Origin of the sequence: Acinetobacter sp. SAAs474, assembly GCF_032823475.1 — a bacterium.
Taxonomy (GTDB): domain Bacteria; phylum Pseudomonadota; class Gammaproteobacteria; order Pseudomonadales; family Moraxellaceae; genus Acinetobacter.
In genome coordinates this window covers 303530-323626 of record NZ_CP127915.1, presented here as the reverse complement: position 1 = coordinate 323626, position 20097 = coordinate 303530, and the positions used below count along the sequence as shown (strand labels likewise).

Here is a 20097-nt window from a genome sequence, read left to right as displayed (position 1 = left end):
AATACCACTCAATTCTAGAATTGAGTGGTGCTGAAAAACTTAATTTGCTTGCTGTTCTGCCTGAATTGCGGTTAATGCAATAGTAAAGACAATATCGTCCACCAAAGCACCACGAGAAAGATCATTGACTGGTTTATTCAGACCTTGCAACATTGGTCCAACACTAATCACATTTGCTGCACGTTGTACTGCTTTATAGGTGGTATTACCTGTATTTAAATCAGGGAAAATAAATACATTGGCACGACCTGCAACTTGAGAATTTGGTGCTTTTGAACGTCCAACACTTTCTACTGAAGCTGCATCATATTGTAATGGTCCATCAATCAATAAATCTGGACGACGTTCTTGGGCAATACGAGTTGCTTCAGCCACTTTTTCAACATCTGCACCCGCTCCAGAGGTACCCGTTGAATATGAAATCATGGCAATACGTGGTTCTATACCGAATGCTTTTGCTGAATCGGCAGATTGGATAGCAATTTCCGCCAGTTGGGCTGCATCTGGTGTTGGATTAATGGCACAGTCACCATAGACATAGACTTCATCAGGTAGCAACATAAAGAAAATTGATGAAACCAGAGAATATTCGGGTGCTGTCTTAATGAGTTGGAATGCTGGACGCACAGTATTCGCTGTGGTATGTACAGCACCGGAAACCAAACCATCGACTTGATCTAAAGCCAGCATCATGGTACCTAAAACCACACTGTCTTGCAGTTGCTCTAACGCTTGTGATGCGTTTAATTTACCTTTGCGAAGCTCAACCATTGGCTCAACATATTGACCACGAATAACATCTGGATCGATGATTTCAAGATCGCTTGGCAGTTCAATACCACGTGCTTTAGCCACTTCAAATACAGCATCAGGTTTTGCCAATAAAATACAATGTGCAATACCACGTGATTGACAAATTGCTGCTGCTTGTACGGTACGAGGTTCATCACCCTCTGGTAGTACAATACGTTTTTTTGCTGCAATTGATTTTTGAACCAGTTCGTGTCTAAATGCAGAAGGTGATAAACGAACCTGATAGTGACCATACAGTAATTGCTGTGTTAACCATTCAGGGTCAATATGGCTAGAGACAAAACGTGTAACTTGTTCAGCACGTTCAGTATCATCCATTGGAATTTCGTTGCCAAAATTGGCTAATCGTTTTGCTGTTTCAAAGGTACTGAGTGGTGTATAGAGAATTGGTAAGCCATTTTTTAAAGCAGGCTGACAAAATTCAAGAATTTTATGGTTCGGCTGATGATGTTCGGTTAAGACTAAACCAGCTAAAGGTGTACCATGACTATTGGCCAAGCTCGCAGCCAATAACACATCAATTCGATCAGAACCGCTAATAATCAGTTCACCAGCAACAAACTTATCGACTTCGTATTCAATATTAGATGCGATTAAACTACTGTGCAGTACGCGACGAAGATGCGCTTCACCTGAATTAATCCAATCGGCTTGAATTTGTGCCGCTAGATCGGATACACGTGGCACACTTAATGTATTACTAAAAGGCACTAAACCTAAAATAGGTAATTGCATAGAGCCAATATGCGCATGTGTTTTTTGAATTTGTTGTCTGAACTGATCGATATGATCCGTTAAACGTAAGCTAGGATCAAGGGTTACAGGGATCTGAGCAGCTTCTTCTGATAAACCCTTGGTGCGCATAAATAATACGCCAGCAATACGTTCACGTTGATATTGACGTAATTGATTTTCAACTTTGTCTGCTGTAGCAAAAGGTTGTTTAATATCTGCATTACTAACAATAATGACTTTAGCATTTAATGCTTTGGCCAAAGCAGCATTTAATTCTGATGCAAATGAATCCTGACTATTTGGTACCACGCCACCCACGATGATTAAGTCATGCGATTTGGCAATTTGTCGATGTTTTGCCACAGCATCTTCTAATAGCTCATCTAACTGACCATCGTTAAGTTGACGAATAACCGTTTCATAAGCAATAGGTTCAACGGTTTGATTCTGGAACAGATGAGAATATAAAACTGTGGTACGGTCTAAATCAGTATGATGTGCTTCTTGTGAAAAAGGTTTGAGAAATCCAGCCTTAACACCTTGGCATTCTAAAGCATAAATTAAGCCTAAACATGCTGAAGTTAAACCGACACCTTCACCGGTAGGAACTAATAAAATTGTTTTCATAAATAAAATCTAAATAATGTTCAAAATGGCCAAGGTTGATGTTAAAAAGCAATGCTTGTTTTAAACAAGCACAGCTTCAGCTTCAAGCTTTTTTACAGTCGCTGCAACCTCTGTTGCAACTACATGCTCTGTTTCTTTTGCAATACGGCCTTCTTCATCGGTTGGAATAACCCAAATTTGTGGTCCAGTCCCATTATCAATTTGACCTTCGGTACCACGTTTGAGTTGATTATTCTTTTCTTGACTTAAATTAAAGCCAAAATGAGGGAGGTAAGAAATAGTTTTCTCACGGATATAGGCAGAGTTTTCACCAATTCCACCAGTAAAGAATAAACCGTCGATACGTGGTAAGCCACAGCTTAAAGCAGCCAAAGATTTTGCTAAACGATAACAGAATACTTCAATTGCAAGTGCTGCATCTTCATTGCCTTGTTCAGATGCTTCAATCAATGTACGCATATCGTTGGATAGATCAGAGAGACCTAACAAACCACTTTGGCTATTGAGCATTTTATCAATTTTATAAATATCCCAACCAAGATTTGATGCGAGGAAACTATGAATACTTGGATCAACATCACCACTACGAGTTCCCATGACAACACCTTCAAGTGGCGTTAGACCCATAGAAGTATCAATACTTTGACCATTCCAAATCGCACAGGTTGAACTACCATTACCGAGATGGGCCGTTAACCATCCACCTTGACGGAAACTGCCTGCAACTTCAGAACCACGGTCTGAAACATAAGCGTGGCTAGTGCCATGGAAGCCATAACGGCGGACATTATGTTCAGTATAGAGAAATTTTGGTACTGCATAGCGATATGCATGTGCAGGCATGGTTTGATGGAATGCTGTATCAAATACCGCAACTTGAGGTAACTCAGGAAATAGGCGCATTGTGGCATCAATTCCCACTAAATGTGCCGGATTATGCAGTGGCGCAAGTGGTGTTGCTTCACGAATACGTTCAATAATTTCTGGTGTTAATAATTCTGCTTTAGTTAGAGTCCCACCATGGACAACACGATGCCCAATCGCTTGAGGATTATAGTGTGATAGGCGTTCTAGAATAGTTTCTAATGCTTTTTCATGATCAGCATTTGGAATGGCTAATTCTAAAGGTTCACCCCCGACACTAACTCCTTTAATGCGTGCTTCAGGAGAACCTAAGTTTTCTGCTAGGCCAAAAATGCGGTCTTCACGTCGATCCGATACAAGAGCATATTTAATGGATGATGAACCGCAGTTAATAACTAAGATTGATGTAGACACGTCGTTTTACCCGAATTTTAATTGAAATAGGTTCCCTGATGTTGATCAAATATTTATCATCTTGATCATAGTATATGTTTTATCATGAGATTTTTTATCCTCCTAGATAGACTTTAGGAGATTAGACTTAAGCACAATCGACTAAAATGACGATAATAATTAAAATTTATCAGTTGATAGTTTTCATTTATTAATTAAATGTTGCAGTCAGTCAGGCCAATTGCTGTATTTGTTCTATATCAATATAATAAATTAAATTTAAAATCTATATTATTTTTATAACAATTTATGAGAATTAAAAACTGGTATGACGTTTAAAATGAGAATTTATATCTAAAAATACATGTATAACAATAATTTGATATATGAAATTATTTTTTTAACTGCCATCTTATTTAATGATTGTTTAAGTGAACCTAAAATAAAGATGATATTTTGTGGATGGTGATAGGCTTTGAGGTGGCTAAAGTATGCCAGCAGCATGATGATGCAATTAAAATATATGCTGCAAATAGACCATACTGTTGCATACCACAGCATAGTCGAACTTAAAAATATCTGATATTACTGAATTGCAAAATAGATATGGAGCAGAATCACTGGATCCGTGTGGTTCTGCTGTGATCGGTTATCACATTATTGACGAATTTGTCCATCACCAAATACAATCCATTTTTGTGATGTAAGTCCTTCCAGACCCACTGGACCACGTGCATGAATTTTATCGGTCGAAATACCAATTTCGGCACCTAAACCATATTCAAAGCCATCAGCAAAACGGGTTGATGCATTAATCATCACTGAACTAGAATCGATACGTGCTAAAAATTGACGCGCCAGATTAAAGTTTTCGGTGATGATGGCATCGGTATGATGTGAGCCGTATTGATTGATATGCGCAATTGCTTCATCTATGCCTGCAACCACTTTAATCGCGAGAGTTGGTCCTAAATATTCTTCATACCAGTCTTGTTCTGTTGCCGCTTTAACGGATTGATCCACTAAAATGGCTTGTGTTACTGGACAGCCACGCAGTTCAACTTGTTTTTCTGCATATAAAGCGGCTACTTGCGGTAGAAAAATCTGAGCAATTTCTTGATCAACCAGCAATGTTTCCATTGCATTACATACACCATAACGATGGGTTTTGGCATTGAGTGCAATCGCTAATGCTTTGTTTAAATCAGCTTGTGCTTCAACAAAAACATGACAATTGCCATCGAGATGTTTAATCACAGGAATACGTGCATCTTGTGTAATACGTTCGATCAGTCCTTTACCACCACGCGGAATAATCACATCGACATAGTCAGAAAGTGTGATTAATTGTCCGACTGCGGCGCGGTCGGTGGTATTAATCACTTGTACCACTGTCTCAGGTAGTGCTGCATGTTTTAAGCCCTGTTGTATTGCTTGTGCAATGGCTTGGTTTGATGCTAATGCCTCTGAACCACCACGTAAAATAATGGCATTACCTGATTTAATCGCTAATGATGCTGCTTCAAGAGTAACATTTGGGCGTGATTCATAAATCATACCAATGACACCAAGCGGGACACGCATTTTACCCAGTTGGATTCCAGATGGGCGATAGGCTAAATCAGTAATCTCTCCAATTGGATCAGTAAGAGCAATAACATCTTGTAAACCATCTAGCATGGCTTGGAAGCGTTTGGGGTTGAGTTCTAAGCGATCAAGTAAAGCACTATCGAGTTGATTGAGATGTGCCTTGTCCATATCAATTTGATTTGCCGCTAAAATTGCATTTTCATTGGCTTTTAATGCCGAATAAATTGCAGATAAGGCATTGTTTTTAGTTTGGGTAGAAGCACTAGCCAAAACACTTGCTGCTTGGCGTGCTTGTTGTCCTACCGTTTGCATATATTGTTGAATAGATTCTTGCATCGCGGTTTGATCACTTAGAAATGTTCATCAAGGATATTAACAGTCTATGCATAGACAATGAAGCCTCAAATTTTAAAAAAGTCAAAAACAACAGCATGAAGTAACGCGATAGATCAACTGAATTAGGTTTCTAAATGGTTGAATTAGATATTTGCTATGGAGCATTATCTTCTAATCGATCAAACTGCCTGCTGTTACCATCGATAAAGCAGACAGTGTGATCTATAGATATTTAGGCTTGGGACGCTCTAAAGGCACTGATGATGTCACGGACATGTTGCCATTTTTCACCTAAATCTAAACAATCGCCAATATCTAGATGAGGAATTTTGCCACGCATACGTTCTAGGCGTTGCTGGTTGGGGTGAGGTTGGTTTTCAATCGCATTGAGTGCAAGCAGCTGAGCTTCTCGATCATTACATACTAAGCCCATATCACAGCCAGCATTGAGTGCTGCTAAAATACGTGCGCCTGCATCACCAGCAATGCCTGCTGCCTGCATACTTAAATCATCTGAAAATAAGACACCATCAAATTTTAATTCTTGGCGGAGTATTTTTTGTAACCAGAATTTTGAAAAACCTGCTGGATGTGCATCAACTTGGTCATAAATGACATGTGCAGGCATTAAGGCATCTAATTGCGGTTGTAATTGAATAAAGGTTTGCATATCTTGGGCTTGAATTTCTGTCAAAGGACGAGAATCAATGGCCGCCGCAATATGTGAATCTGCCTTTACTGAGCCATGACCTGGAAAATGTTTACCTGTTGTGGCCATTCCTGCAGCTTTCATGCCTGTTAAAAAGGCATTGGCCAATGGAATGATGGCATCAATTGTAGTGGCAAAGCTTCGATCACCAATCACATCACTAATATGATTAAGGTCCAATACAGGTGCAAAGCTAAAATCAATTCCTACAGCCAGAACTTCTGTGGCCATCAACCAGCCACATTGCTCTGCTAAATCAAGTGCTTTTAGTGGTTCCGTTTGATATAGTTCACCAAATCTTCCCATTGCAGGCAATAAGGTAAAACCTTGTTTTAAACGCTGAACACGTCCACCTTCTTGATCAACAGCAATTAAAATTTCTGGACGAATTTGACGTATATGGTCTGTAAGTTGACGTACTTGAGCTGGAGACTCAATATTACGTGCAAATAAAATGACGCCTCCAACTTGAGGCGCTTGTAATAGTTGAATATCTTCTTGTGTAAGCGTTGTACCCGCGATATCGAGCATGAGTGCGCCAATCATATATGTATCCAAATTTAAATTTTAATTAAAACAATAACTATATTTTGCAATCATTTGCTACATTTTGTCAGCATAGAATATGATAAAACTAATACGATTCATCCAATGCGGTTGTTTTCGCTTTGAAAATGTTATCATTCATTGCAAATAACAACATGAAAATTGGTCAAATACCAAGGAATACAGAATTATCTATGAAACTTCAAACAATCGCTTGCGCTGTTGCAATTGCTACGGGTGGCTTATTTTTTACTCATGCAATTAATGAGGCTATTGCCGCCACTGATATAGTCGCAGAAAATAAGACTATTATTCCAACACAAGAACAAGCTCTTGTTTCACGTCAATTGGCAACTTTAGTTGATCGACAACATTATTTAAATCAGCGTCTAGATGCCGATACCTCAAAGCGTATTCTAGATTTTTATCTAGATAGTTTAGATCCTGAACATACGTTATTCCTTGCACCAGAAGTCGCAAATTATCAAAAACAGTATGGTTCAACCTTGGGTGCTGCATTAAAAGCGGGTAACTTATCGGCACCCTATCAGATTCATGAGCAATATCGTAAGCGTTTAAAACAGTTTTATGAATATATGTTGGCAGAATTAAAAAAACCACAAAACTTAAATCAGCCTAATGTGACGATTCAAACAGATCGAGAAAAAGCCCCTTATTTTACGACAGAGGCTGAACAGCATGCGTACTGGAATAAAATGCTGGTTTCTCAATTAATCAACCTAACAATTAACAAAGAAGAAGAACAGGCCAAGCAGCAGGCATTAAAAGATAATCCATCACTTGCTAATGGGCAAAATTTAGCAGGACCAGAAGATTTAACACCAGTACAAACACTGACCAAGCGCTATATGCGACAATTGGAACGTATTAATCGTCTAAAAAGCGATGATGTGTTAGATAAAATACTGAATGCGATGACATTAACCTATGATCCACACAGTAACTATTTTCCGCCTGTAGATGCAATGGAACTGAATCGCCAAACGACCTTACAGTTAGAAGGTATTGGGGTATCGATTCGTCCAGAACGTGGTAATGAAGATTACACCAAAATTGAAACGATTGTAGAGGGTGGGCCAGCCAGTAAATCAGGTATGATTAAATCTGGTGATCGCATTATTGGGGTTGCACAAGATGGCGATAAAATGGTGGATGTTATTGGCTGGTCCAGTAATGAAATCGTGGGTTTGATTCGTGGTAAACGAGGCACTAAAGTGACTTTACGGTTATTGGGTGCGGGTGCACCGATGAGTCAGGCACGCAATGTAACCTTAACACGTGACATTATTCAAGAAGAAGATGCTGGCGTACGTTCACGTACAGTTGATATTCAGCGTAATGGTCATACCTATAAGTATGGTGTGATTGAAATACCATCGTTTTACTTAAATTATCGTGCGCGTCGAGAAGGTACTGAATATCGTTCGGTAGCTGAAGATACGAATAATGCATTAAAACAGTTATCTGCAGAACATGTTGATGGCATTATCATTGATTTGCGCAACAATCCTGGTGGCTCATTGGAAGAAGTATCCAAAATGATCGGACAGGTGATCAAATCTGGACCTGTTGTACAGATTCGAGATGGTAATGGTAATGTCACTGTATTTGAAGATAATAATGATAATAATCAAACCTATGCAGGACCATTAGCGGTATTGGTTAATTTAGCTTCGGCCTCTGCCAGTGAAATTTACTCCGCAGCAATTCAAGATTATGAACGCGGTATTGTGATTGGGAGTACAACCACGGGTAAAGGTACTGCGCAAGTTCAACTCGATAACTTGGCGCATGGTCAAGCAACGCTTACCCAGCGTAAATTTTATCGTATTACCGGTGGCAGTACGCAAAATAAAGGTGTTGTACCCGATATTAAGTTAGTCGATATCTATAATGAGAGCTTTGGTGAGCGTAAGTCAAAAAATGCTTTAAAATGGGATACTATTCCAACAGCACCTTTTAAGCGAGAAGGTGTCATTCAACCTTATCTGCCTAAACTCAATGCACAATCTCAGCAACGTGTGAGCAACGATCCACAGTTTAAATATCTGCAAAAACGTACTGATATTATGAAGGAAGCTGAAGCGAAAAAAACCACGGTCTTGGATATCACTCAACGTAAAGCTGAACTGAAGGCCTTGGAACAAAAAACATTAGATGCCGAGAATTTACGTCGTCAAGCGACAGGTCTAGCACCTTATGCCAATTGGGAAAGTTATCAAGCCTCTTTAGATGCCCTCGCTGAATCTAGAGCTAAAATGAAAGCATCACAGCGTCCAGCACTGCCTGAAGAGGAGACCTTTGTTACAGAAGCTGCTAATGTTTTATTTGACTATGCTCAATTACAAAAAGATAAATCGACACATGTAACACCTAAAAATTGAATGACTTATTTGATACAGTGATTGATATTGGAGATATTGTAATCATAAGGATCTGATACAGATAAGGTTTACACTGATCCGAAATATAGGCATTGAGTAAACTGACGATATTACACAGTGTATATAGGCTGATGTAAGAAGATGGTTAGTAACCATTATTCTTGCATCGGCCTATTTTTTTAAGAGAATTAGAATTTAATCTTGTTAAGTTTTATAGCAGCCTATTTCTTTGTCATATAAAGATAAATAGGTGTCACTTTAAGAAAAGTGACTCATTTCCTGATTGGTGTAGTTTTGTATAAGTGCTGATGGATATTGAATCTAATGATAGGGATAGAAAACAATGCAGACCAATCAAGCAATAAAATTTTACCAAACTGGTAAACCAGAAGTGATGCAGTATGAAGAAATTTATGTTGGTGAACCAGGTGTCGGACAAGTGCGTTTACGTCATGTCGCTGTCGGTTTAAATTATGCAGATACTTATTTTCGCAATGGTACTTACCCAATTACTTATCCAAATGGTATTGGAACTGAAGCAGCTGGGATTGTCGAGGCGGTAGGTGAGGGCGTAGAGCATGTAAAGATCGGTGATCGAGTGACCTATACCGGTTTTTTAGATACTTTGGGGGCATACAGTACAGCACGACTCATTGATGCCAATGTATTGATCAAATTACCTGATGAAATTTCCTGTGAAGTGGCTGCGGCAATGACCATGCGTGGTTTAACTGCGGCATATCTCATGCGTCGTATTTATGATTTTAAAGCTGGTGATACGATTTTATTACATGCCGCAGCGGGTGGTGTGGGTTTGATTGTTTCGCAATGGGCAAAGCTACTCGGACTCAATGTTATTGGTACTACATCTTCAGCTGAAAAAGCAGCGGTTGCACGTGCACATGGTTGTGATCATGTCATTAATTATAGTGATGAAGATGTTGCATTACGTGTACGTGAGTTGACGGGAGGTGTTGGGGTCAATGTTGTATTTGATAGTGTCGGTAAAAATACCTTTATCTCTTCTTTAGATTCATTGCAGCGACGTGGATTAATGGTGTGTTTAGGTACAGCATCGGGTCCAATTCCTGAGTTTAATCCCGTGATGTTGGCCATGAAAGGTTCGTTATATTTGACTCGTCCTGCTTTGGCTGACTATATTGCTGACCCCGTTGAAAAACAACAACTCATTAATGAATTATTTGATCATGTTCGACATGGTCGCATCAAGATTGAAATTCATCAGCGCTATCAATTACAGGATGCTGTGCAGGCACATCATGATTTGGAAACTCGTAAAACCACGGGATCATCGATTTTTGTGATCTAAATAAAAATTTGTAATTTGAAAGGATTTCTTATGCAAGTTGAACCATTAAGTTGTCATATTGGCGCAGAATTAAGTGATATTAATCTCGCAGATGCAATTGCTGACGATGATTTGTTTGCCGAAATACGTCAGTATCTTTTGCAATATCGGGTTTTATTTTTACGTGATCAACAGATTAGTCGTGCACAACATGTTGCATTTGCTGAACGTTTTGGCACCTTAGAAGATCATCCGGCTGTAGGAAGTCATCCCGAACATAGCGGGTTGGTACAAATTTATAAAAGTCCCGATAGTCCAGTTGATCGTTACGAAAATGCATGGCATAGCGATGCCAGTTGGCGAAAAATACCGCCATTAGGTTGTGTGTTACGTTGTATTGAATGTCCTCCAGTCGGTGGTGATACGATGTGGAGTAATATGGTGTTGGCTTATGAAAATTTGCCGCAACATATTAAAGATCAAATTGCTGGATTACGTGCTTATCATAGTATTGAAGCAAGTTTTGGTGCCACGATGCCGATTGAAAAACGTTTGGCATTAAAAGCGCAATTTCCAGATGCAGAGCATCCTGTAGTACGTACTCATCCTGAAACAGGTGAGAAAATATTATATGTAAATGCATTTACCACACACTTTAGTAATTTCCATACCAAAGATAATGTTCGTTTTGGACAGGATGCCAATCCTGGTGCATCGGAATTATTACGCTATTTGATTACTCAAGCTTATATTCCTGAATATCAAGTTCGTTGGCGCTGGAAGCCGAATAGCATTGCCATTTGGGATAATCGCAGTACACAACATTATGCAGTCATGGACTATCCAGCCTGTCATCGCAAAATGGAACGTGCAGGCATTATTGGTAGTGCAACATATTAAGCAGCTCTTTTATTCATCCACAATGCCATTTATATCGTACAAGGCACAATAGCACCTTGATGATTATGAATTGAAATACTTATTTTTTTATGAATTATAACAAAGCATAGGAGATGCATATGCAATTCTTTGATGATTCTTTGCACCCAGAAAATATGGATAAAGTAGTGATTACGGTTGCACCTTATGGTCCCGAATGGATGCCTGAAGATTTTCCAGAAGATATTCCCGTCACCATGGAAGAACAGATTCAAAAAGCAGTGGACTGTTATGAAGCTGGTGCTTCTGTTTTACATTTACATGTACGTGAATTAGATGGCAAAGGCTCTAAGCGTCTTTCTAAATTTAATGAGTTAATTGCTGGAGTCCGTGCTGCTGTCCCAGACATGATTATCCAGGTGGGTGGATCTATTTCATTTGCCCCTGAAAGTGAGGGAGAAGCTGCTTTATGGTTAAGTGATGATACTCGACATAAGTTAGCAGAATTAGAACCAAAACCAGATCAAGTCACTGTTGCGGTCAATACTACACAAATGAATATCATGGAGTTGTTATATCCAGAATATTTACAAGGAACCTCATTGGCACATCCAGAAATTCAAGCAGCTTATGCAGAGATGACTGTGCCTGCTGGCCCTGAATGGTTAACTGAACATTTAAAACGTTTGATGCAAAATGGTATTCAACCTCACTTTCAATTAACGGGTATACATGGTCTGGAAACCTTAGAGAGAATGGTACGTAAAGGTTTATATCGAGGTCCATTAAATTTGACTTGGATTGGTATTGGTGGTGGTTTTGATGGGCCAAATCCATTTAACTTTTTTAATTTTGTGCACCGTGTACCTGATGGTTGTACTCTAACTTCAGAATCATTATTAAAAAATGTCTTACCTTTGAATACGATTGCGATGGCAATGGGCTTACATGCTCGTGTAGGAAATGAAGATACGATTATTGATCATCAAGGCAGACGTTTTTCATCAGTAGAACAAATTCGCCAAACTGTTCGTATTGCACATGAATTAGGACGTGAAGTCGCGAATGGGCAAGAGGCACGTAAAATTTATCGAATTGGTGTGCAGTACGATAGCATTGACGCTACCTTATTGGCCAATGGTATGGCACCTAATCGTAAAGTCGGTCAAAAAGGCGTACCGCAACGTTAATAGGCGTGTTGGCCAAGTTAAAAGGAACTTTGACAGGCATCATGGCCTAATCATGTAAACAATGACATGGTGATACACAGGCTAATTCTTTGCGACGCTGCGATATTTTCTATTGGGGACTGATGGGTGAATAACTTCATCTTTTCAGTCGCTTATTCTCTCAAAATATACAGTATCGCAATCCCTGATGACTGATCAATCAATCTGCATGATCAAAATAAAATAATAATGAATTGTACACGGAGGTGGTATGGGTACTCAGCAGTATTCTGTTACAGCAGGTATAGACACATCTATCGGTATTCCACGCCGTTATGCTTGGATTGTGTTTGCCTTAACATTCGGTTTATTAATATCAGATTATATGTCACGTCAGGTATTAAATGCGGTTTTCCCCTTAATTAAAAATGAATGGTTTTTAAGCGATGCTCAGTTGGGTTTACTCAGTGGTATTGTGGCTTTAATGGTGGGTTTACTCACGTTACCTTTATCTATTTTAGCAGACCGTTTTGGCAAAATTAAAAGTTTAACGTTGATGGCAGTGCTCTGGAGTTTAGCGACTTTGGGGTGTGCACTTGCACAAAGCTATGGACACATGTTGCTGGCCCGTTTTCTGGTTGGTGTTGGTGAAGCTGCATATGGTAGCGTAGGAATTGCTGTGGTAGTTGCGGTTTTTCCACGACATATGCGTGCAACTTTGGCCAGTGCTTTTATGGCAGGTGGTATTTTTGGTTCTTTTTTGGGGATGGCACTTGGTGGCGTGTTGGCCGAGTATTTTGGTTGGCGTTGGGCATTTGCTGGCATGGCTATTTTTGGTTTGATCTTAGCGCTCCTGTATCCCATGATTGTCAAAGAAAGAAAAATTGGTTCTCAAGCAAAAGTTATTAAAGTTAATGTAAAACAGTCAGCAACAGCCAGCGCATTAAGAAGTATTTATTCAAGTAAATCTGTAGTTGCAACCTATTTTGCCAGTGGCTTGCAACTTTTTGTAGGCGGTACAATTATTGTTTGGCTTCCTAGTTATTTAAACCGTTTTTATGCCATGAATACGGATCAGGCCGGTATAGTTGCTGCGATGATTATTTTAACCAGTGCAGTGGGAACTATTTTATGTGGCATGTTATGTGATCGTTTAGGTCGAAATTGTCCAGAGCGTAAAGTTACTTTAGCCATTATCTACTGTCTACTGGGTTGTGTCATTTTATTGATTGCATTTGCTATGCCTGTGGGTTTCGCACAACTTATGGTTATTGCATTGGGAATGTTTATTGCCATTGGAACTAATGGGCCATCGAGTGCCATGGTGGCAAATTTAACCCATAACACGGTACATAGTACTGCATTTGCAACCTTAACCTTAGCCAATAATTTATTGGGTCTTGCTTTAGGACCTTTGGTGGTTGGTAAGGTTTCTGATGTCATTGGTTTACATCAAGCTTTTCAATTTGTACCACTGGTCAGCATCTTTGCAGCAGCCATTTTTTTCTATGCTAAACGGCACTATGTACATGATGTAAAACGTTTTAATCAGCAGTTATCTGATCAACAACAGCCACATACATTAAACTCAGGTGAAAATGTATGAATCATCAAGTTCATATTAAAATATTTTTTGATTTTATCTGCCCATGGTGTTGGATTGCAAAGCGTCAATTAATGCGTGCAATTCAGCAGTTACAACAACGTCATCCAAAGATACAGCTCTATATTCAGTGGCAAGGCGTACAATTATTAGCAGAGCTAGCACCTGAGGGCATGGATTTTTATAGTTTTTATTTAAATCGATTTCCTGATTTAACTGCATTAAAACAACGCCAACAGCAAGTATGCCAAATCGCTGAAACAGTACACATCAAATTAAATTATGAGCATATTTCACGTATGCCCAATACCGCGATAATCCATCAATTTTTTAATGCTTGTAGCAAGCTAGGCAATATGGAGCAGCATGAGCAATTATTAGAGGGAATTTTTTCTGCCTATTTTCAACATGGAGCAGATATTAGTGATAGCACAGTTTTACAGAAAATAGCGCTTGATTGTGGCTATCAAGATATCGAGTTTTTAGCTCAGTCTATAAAAAACAATCGCTTTGAAAAGAATATATCCAGTCAAGGTGTCCCTTATTTTATTTTTAATGATGGTGCTGAGTTTCTCTATGGTGCACAACCAGCAAAGGTTATATATCAAACCATACTGAGTGCATTAGGGCATCAATATCAAGGAATGGAAAAATGAGTGATAAATTTACCATACCAAAAGAAAAAATTCCTACACCAGGAAAACGTCATTTTTTAATCATTGCTGGACAGTCTCTCGTCCTGTTCAATGTCAACCATCAGTTCTTTGCAATAGATGATCGCTGTCCACATCAGGGTGCTTCTTTATATTGTGCCAGATTGAAAGAGCATATCCTGCAATGCCCTGCACATGGTTTAAATTTTGATTTAAAGACAGGATATATGTTGAAGTCTAGCCAATGTAAATTGAAAACATATCCAGTAATACAACAAGGTGAGCAAATCGTTATTGTCTTGGATGCTGAGGATGTCGTATGAAGCATTTAGCTCAAATGCAAAAGGATCGGATAAATGCTTTACGACATAAAATCAGTGAATTAACGCCTGGTATTTTCGTTAGTATTGTGGTTGCTGTTGCAGCAACCTTTTTGGCTGAACATTATGATGTTCCTGTGATGTTATTGGCTTTATTATTGGGTATGGCCTTAAGCTTTTTAGCAGTAGAGGGTCAATGTAAAGCAGGTATTGAGTTTACTGCACGTAGTATTATGCGTCTGGGTATTGCTTTATTGGGGATGCGTATTACCTTAGAACAGATGACAGCTTTAGGTTGGAAACCTTTTGTTTTGGTACTGCTTTTAATTGTCATGACCATTAGTACCTCGATGATTGTTGCAAAAATGATTGGATTTCAACGCTTATTTGGTATGTTAACTGGGGGGGCAACTGCAATTTGTGGTGCATCTGCTGCGTTAGCATTATCGGCAGCCTTGCCAAATCATCCGCAAAAAGAAAAGGCAACTTTATTTACTGTTATAGGCGTTTCTACCTTATCTACGGTGGCAATGATTGTTTATCCAATGATTGCAGATTGGTTAGCATTATCGCCTGTTCATGCTGGTATTTTTTTAGGTGCCACTATTCATGATGTCGCACAAGTGGTTGGTGCTGGATACAGTATGTCTCCTGAAACAGGTGATATTGCAACCGTCGTCAAGTTAATGCGTGTGGCAATGTTATTGCCTGTCATTATTTGTGCAGCCATGATTACACGTTTACAAGGTGTTGAAACGATTGGAACGGTAAATCGTCCGCCATTATTACCATGGTTTGCAGTTGGATTTTTAGTCTTAGCATGTATTAATAGTACTGGTTGGGTACCGGTGCTGATACAAAGTCATTTAAGTGAGCTTTCACGCTGGTGTTTGGTGGTGGCGATCAGTGCCTTGGGAATGAAAACTCAATTAAAAGAATTAGCGACTGTAGGGATCAAGCCGATTCTATTGATGATTGGCGAAAGTATTTTTTTGATTCTTTTCGTGCTTATGGTTTTATATTGGTTATTTTAATCATTGATTGAGCTCACTTAATAGATCAAACAAAATTCCCATGATGTATTACGCGATATAAAATATGATACTTATCATATAAGCTCCATCTTAATGTCCTGACTGGATAGATGCACTGCGTAAAATATGCAAGATTTAATCATGCATATCCAGTAGCAGGAATTACGATGAGATAAACTTATACTGTTGCTAAATCTGCATAATGTTGTATACGCCATGCAGTTGGAGATAAGCCAAATTGATTGATAAACCAGCGTGTAAACGAGCTTGGCGTTGCATAGCCTAAAATATCTGATACTTGCCCTAAAGCATAATCAGGATTTTTTAAATAGCGAAAAACTAAATGGCGACGGACATCATTGATTAAGTGACTAAAACTGGTATGCATGACTTCTAAACGACGTTGTAATGTCCGTACATGTAAACCATGCGTGATTGCAACTTGCTCAATCGTGGCACGTCCCATCGGTAATAATAGATAAATGCTTTTACGAATTTCAAATAATAATGAGGATTCCAGTTGATTATGTAATAAATCGATATCTAAGCATCGCTGTGCATGATTTGCCATAGCCAAATCGGCTTGAGGATTTGATTTATTCAGCTCTGCTGTTGTACATACAATACCATTAAATTCACTATTAAACTTTAGCGCACAGCCGAACATACGTTGATGTACAGTTAAATCCTTGGCGGCCTCATGGGTAAAATGAATAGCGAGAGGACGCCATTTTTGTGCCAATACGGTGGCGCAAAAACGATGCATAATACCAATACCTAATTCGATAGCCTGACGACTATAGCTGGATGAATCTGCTACAATTTCCAAGCGAATAATGACAGTATTATCAATTTCCTCAATATACATTTCTAAAGCATTATTAATCATATTACGATAACGAATGAGTGTATATAAGGCATCTCGTAAAGTATGCTGATAACTAAGTAGTAAACTTAGTTCACCAAAATCAGCAAGTTGACGTTGTTCAGCCATCAATAAACCAAATACATCACATTGGCTATTCAAGGCAGATTGTTCTAATAATAAAATTGCTTTATCGACTGAAATACGTTGCTTACTGTCGTTTAGTTGTGCGGGATAAAGGCCAATATCAGATAATAAATGATAGGGATTGATATTAAATTGTTGACTAATATCAATGTAGTTTTTGAGCACAGCGGTGTGGGCAAGTGGAACCATGCCATCCTCCTTATTGATCTTATTTTTTAAACCATCCTGATTTGTACATAGTTATAGCTAAAATCATGAGAAGCGAAAAGTCTATTAATCATATGAAGGTTAATTTATAGACTTAAAATTGTGATGTATAAGAAAATTTTTATATAAAAAATATGAATATATCAAAAATCACCTTGTTTTACTTTTGTCACTAAATGAAAAAAAAATGTCGTGTTAAGTCAAATCCTGATTGAAGTGAATCTCTATTGTGGAAATGAAATATGTCATTAACGATTGAGCAAGCATTTAGCTTCAGGTATGCAGTGATGGAAAAAATATATACCAATGCCACAGTTCTGATTATTCCTGGTTTACGTGATCATGTTGAAGATCATTGGCAAACCTTATTGGCTTCACGTCTCCATAAAGTTTATACGGTCGCACCGACTGAAGTGAATAAATTGAGTTGTATTCATCGTATTCAACGAATCCAACAGCAACTCGAAAAAATTTCTGGTCCAGTTACTTTAGTTGCACATAGTGCAGGGGTACTGATGACCATACATTGGGCGGCACAGTATCAACATCATATTGTTGGTGCTTTATTGGTGACGCCTCCTGACCTGAATCAAAGCTGGCCAAGTCATTATCCAAGTACTGCACAATTACAGCAACAGGGTTGGAGTCCACTTCCAACGCAAACATTAGCCTTTCCAAGTATCGTTGTGGCAAGTCGTAATGATGAGCTTGCTCATTTTAATGCGGTGACGGCTATGGCAAACAATTGGGGCAGTACAGTATTCGATGCTGGTGCAGTGCAACATTTAAATCCAGCAGCAGGTTTCGGCAATTGGCCTCTCGCTGAAAAACTGATTTTACAATTAGATCAAGCTGTAAATAGCCACGATAGTCGAGCGTGATCGTTGGATAGATTGAAGGGAATGGACCACCTTTGTTTTAAGCACAATATGAGAAGTAGTAATCTTAAGACATTGTATTAATTATAATTTAATCATATCGACAGGAAGAAGATATGGAAAATAATACGCTATTTTTGAATAGAAAACAGCAATTGGTTTTGTATATTCAAGTCATTACACTGTTTTCATGTGCCATGAGCAGTACTTCAGCATCAATCGCAAAAAAATATCAACTTAATTCAGATTGGTCTTTAGAATCGAATAACAGTTTCAGTTTAGGGGTAAATTGGAGTACAGCAGATGCATCAAGTTTATTGGTCTATCGACCTGATGCTTATTCGATCGATAAAATAGGAAGTAGTATCGATGTCAATGGCGATGATGGACGAGTCAATTTTAATCGTCATGATGTGATTTCACAAGTATTTAAAGGATACTCTGAACTACGTTTAAATGGTCAACAACAAGGTGCGGTGCTGAGTGTAAAATATTGGTATGACCATGCATATGAAACAGGTGAAGGTGATTTAACAGCATTTAATGATAGATATTGGCCAAAACTGGCTAAATTTAAAGGTATTGATTTATGGGATGCATATCTTTGGCAAGATATCCCTATATTTGAAGGCAATATAACGCATTTAACGTTTGGTAAACATACCTTAAATTGGGGTAAATCCTTATTTTTCCAAAATGGTCTAAATTCAGTGAGTTCTTTTGATTTTGCAGGAATTAATCGTCCTGGAGGAGATCCTAAAGAGCGTATTATTCCTGTAGAAATGTTTTCTTTTTCTAGTAAATTAACCGAAAATTTAACCTTTGAAGGATTCTATCAATTTAAATTTAGACCTTCCGTCGTGGATGGCTGCGGGACATTTTTTGCAATTTCAGATTTTGTACCGGAGAACTGTGGCCCTATTATTCTGACCATTTTACCAGGGGATAAACTCAGTGATTCAGCCTTAAAAAATCAGACGTTTATTCCACGTACAGAGAGTCAGTATGCCAAAAATAGTGGACAATATGGTTTTTCGTTAAAACATAATCTGCCCTTATGGCCTGATACTGAAATTGGACTTTACTTTGCCAATTATCATAGCCGTAATGCACACTTTGATGGTATTGCAGTACAAACACCAGGTCCAGCTCATTTTCAAACTGCAACGTATTTTTCAATTTATCCTGAAAATATTAAAATGTATGGTTTAAGTCTAAGTCGCAAAATAGCCACCAAGCATATTTTTACCGAACTAAGTCATAAACCCAATCAACCTTTACAATTAAATGGCACAGATATTGTTTATGCACAAGTCTTAGATAAAAACAGTCCCTTGAAACCTCCAGGAGTTGCAGCAGAATTAAATGAGTATTTACAAGGGTATGTGCGTTTACCAGTGACACAGTTTTCAATTGGTATCAGTGATAGTCTTAACGATATTTTGGCTGCTCAGCGTTTGCAATGGGTAGCAGAATTTGGCTTAAATCATATTGCTCATATTGGCAATCATCGTTTTGGTCGTATTGGGGCTTTTGGACGTACTGAACTGAGTTCTGGTGCATATGACCCCGTGACCAGAGCCAATCAATGTATCCCAAATGGTACTGCACATTTATCTCAAGATGAAATTGACCAACTTAATTCACGTTTCTGTAATCGAGATGGCACTTTTACTCCGTGGTCCGCTGGTTATCGTTTACGTGCTACTTTGCTGTATCAGGATATTCTGGCCAAAACAGTCTTGAGTCCGAGTCTTTTATTTCGCCATGACCTTTATGGTTATAGTCAAAACTTTCAAAAAGGACAAATGGGTGTGACTGCTTCATTAGCAATGACTTATGATAAAAAATATACAGCAGAACTGGGCTATACCAATTTCTTTGGCCACAATACTTTTAGTCTTTTAGATGATCGTGATTTTGTTTCTTTGACGTTTAAAGCCAATTTTTAAATAAATACCATTATTTGTTATGTAAATATTGGCTAAATAAAGCAGGCGCTAAGGGGGGGACTG

The 20097-nt window shown here is 38.5% G+C and carries 15 protein-coding genes; 10 read left to right on the top strand and 5 right to left on the bottom strand.

What is annotated here, in order from left to right; genetic code table 11:
• Positions 1-39 precede the first annotated feature (39 nt).
• The 4 genes from pta to nagZ all read right to left on the bottom strand — a co-directional run bounded on the left by pta (position 40) and on the right by nagZ (position 6613).
• Positions 40-2175 carry a phosphate acetyltransferase gene (gene pta / locus QSG86_RS02525; RefSeq protein ID WP_317030061.1) on the bottom strand — a complete coding sequence of 712 codons (2136 nt, stop codon included), beginning with the start codon at positions 2173-2175 and terminating at the stop codon, positions 40-42.
• A 60-nt stretch (positions 2176-2235) separates the two neighbouring features.
• A complete protein-coding gene (locus QSG86_RS02520) occupies positions 2236-3453 on the bottom strand; it encodes an acetate kinase (RefSeq protein ID WP_317030060.1) in 1218 nt (405 codons plus the stop codon).
• A gap of 636 nt (positions 3454-4089) precedes the next feature.
• Positions 4090-5358, bottom strand: coding sequence for a glutamate-5-semialdehyde dehydrogenase (locus QSG86_RS02515; RefSeq protein WP_317030059.1), 1269 nt, complete (start codon positions 5356-5358; stop codon positions 4090-4092).
• Positions 5359-5590: 232 nt separating this feature from the next.
• Positions 5591-6613: a beta-N-acetylhexosaminidase gene (gene nagZ, locus QSG86_RS02510; protein WP_317030058.1), complete on the bottom strand. Its 1023-nt coding sequence runs from the start codon at positions 6611-6613 to the stop codon at positions 5591-5593.
• Between the two features lie 194 nt (positions 6614-6807).
• Here nagZ and QSG86_RS02505 point away from each other — a divergent pair, with 194 nt between their 5' ends.
• The 8 genes from QSG86_RS02505 (at position 6808) to QSG86_RS02470 (ending at position 15985) form a co-directional block, all read left to right on the top strand.
• Positions 6808-9018, top strand: coding sequence for a carboxy terminal-processing peptidase (locus tag QSG86_RS02505; protein WP_317030057.1), 2211 nt, complete (start codon positions 6808-6810; stop codon positions 9016-9018).
• A 343-nt stretch (positions 9019-9361) separates the two neighbouring features.
• Positions 9362-10348 (top strand): quinone oxidoreductase, encoded by a 987-nt coding sequence (locus tag QSG86_RS02500; protein WP_317030056.1) that lies wholly within the window; start codon positions 9362-9364, stop codon positions 10346-10348.
• A 30-nt stretch (positions 10349-10378) separates the two neighbouring features.
• Positions 10379-11227: a TauD/TfdA dioxygenase family protein gene (locus QSG86_RS02495; protein WP_317030055.1), complete on the top strand. Its 849-nt coding sequence runs from the start codon at positions 10379-10381 to the stop codon at positions 11225-11227.
• Positions 11228-11346: 119 nt separating this feature from the next.
• Positions 11347-12396, top strand: coding sequence for a 3-keto-5-aminohexanoate cleavage protein (locus tag QSG86_RS02490; protein ID WP_317030054.1), 1050 nt, complete (start codon positions 11347-11349; stop codon positions 12394-12396).
• Positions 12397-12646: 250 nt separating this feature from the next.
• On the top strand, positions 12647-13981 hold the full coding sequence (locus QSG86_RS02485) for an MFS transporter (RefSeq protein ID WP_317030053.1): 1335 nt from the start codon (positions 12647-12649) through the stop codon (positions 13979-13981).
• On the top strand, positions 13978-14634 hold the full coding sequence (locus tag QSG86_RS02480) for a DsbA family protein (protein ID WP_317030052.1): 657 nt from the start codon (positions 13978-13980) through the stop codon (positions 14632-14634). Before QSG86_RS02485 ends, QSG86_RS02480 begins: the two co-directional genes overlap by 4 nt.
• Entirely contained in the window at positions 14631-14954 is a 324-nt protein-coding gene (locus QSG86_RS02475; RefSeq protein WP_317030051.1) for a Rieske (2Fe-2S) protein, read from the top strand. The genes QSG86_RS02480 and QSG86_RS02475 overlap by 4 nt, the downstream gene beginning before the upstream one ends.
• Positions 14955-14968: 14 nt before the next feature.
• Positions 14969-15985, top strand: a complete 1017-nt coding sequence (locus QSG86_RS02470) for a YeiH family protein (RefSeq protein ID WP_317032646.1) — start codon at positions 14969-14971, stop codon at positions 15983-15985.
• Positions 15986-16163: 178 nt separating this feature from the next.
• On the opposite strand, the gene QSG86_RS02465 is transcribed toward QSG86_RS02470, so the two are convergent.
• The gene (locus QSG86_RS02465; protein WP_317030050.1) at positions 16164-17186 is read right to left on the bottom strand and encodes an AraC family transcriptional regulator; all 1023 of its coding nucleotides are present in this window, start codon (positions 17184-17186) and stop codon (positions 16164-16166) included.
• Between the two features lie 305 nt (positions 17187-17491).
• Here QSG86_RS02465 and QSG86_RS02460 point away from each other — a divergent pair, with 305 nt between their 5' ends.
• Positions 17492-18085 carry an RBBP9/YdeN family alpha/beta hydrolase gene (locus QSG86_RS02460; RefSeq protein WP_317032645.1) on the top strand — a complete coding sequence of 198 codons (594 nt, stop codon included), beginning with the start codon at positions 17492-17494 and terminating at the stop codon, positions 18083-18085.
• Positions 18086-18198: 113 nt separating this feature from the next.
• Complete coding sequence (locus QSG86_RS02455) at positions 18199-20034, top strand: DUF1302 domain-containing protein (protein WP_317030049.1); 1836 nt, start codon at positions 18199-18201, stop codon at positions 20032-20034.
• Positions 20035-20097 lie beyond the last annotated feature (63 nt).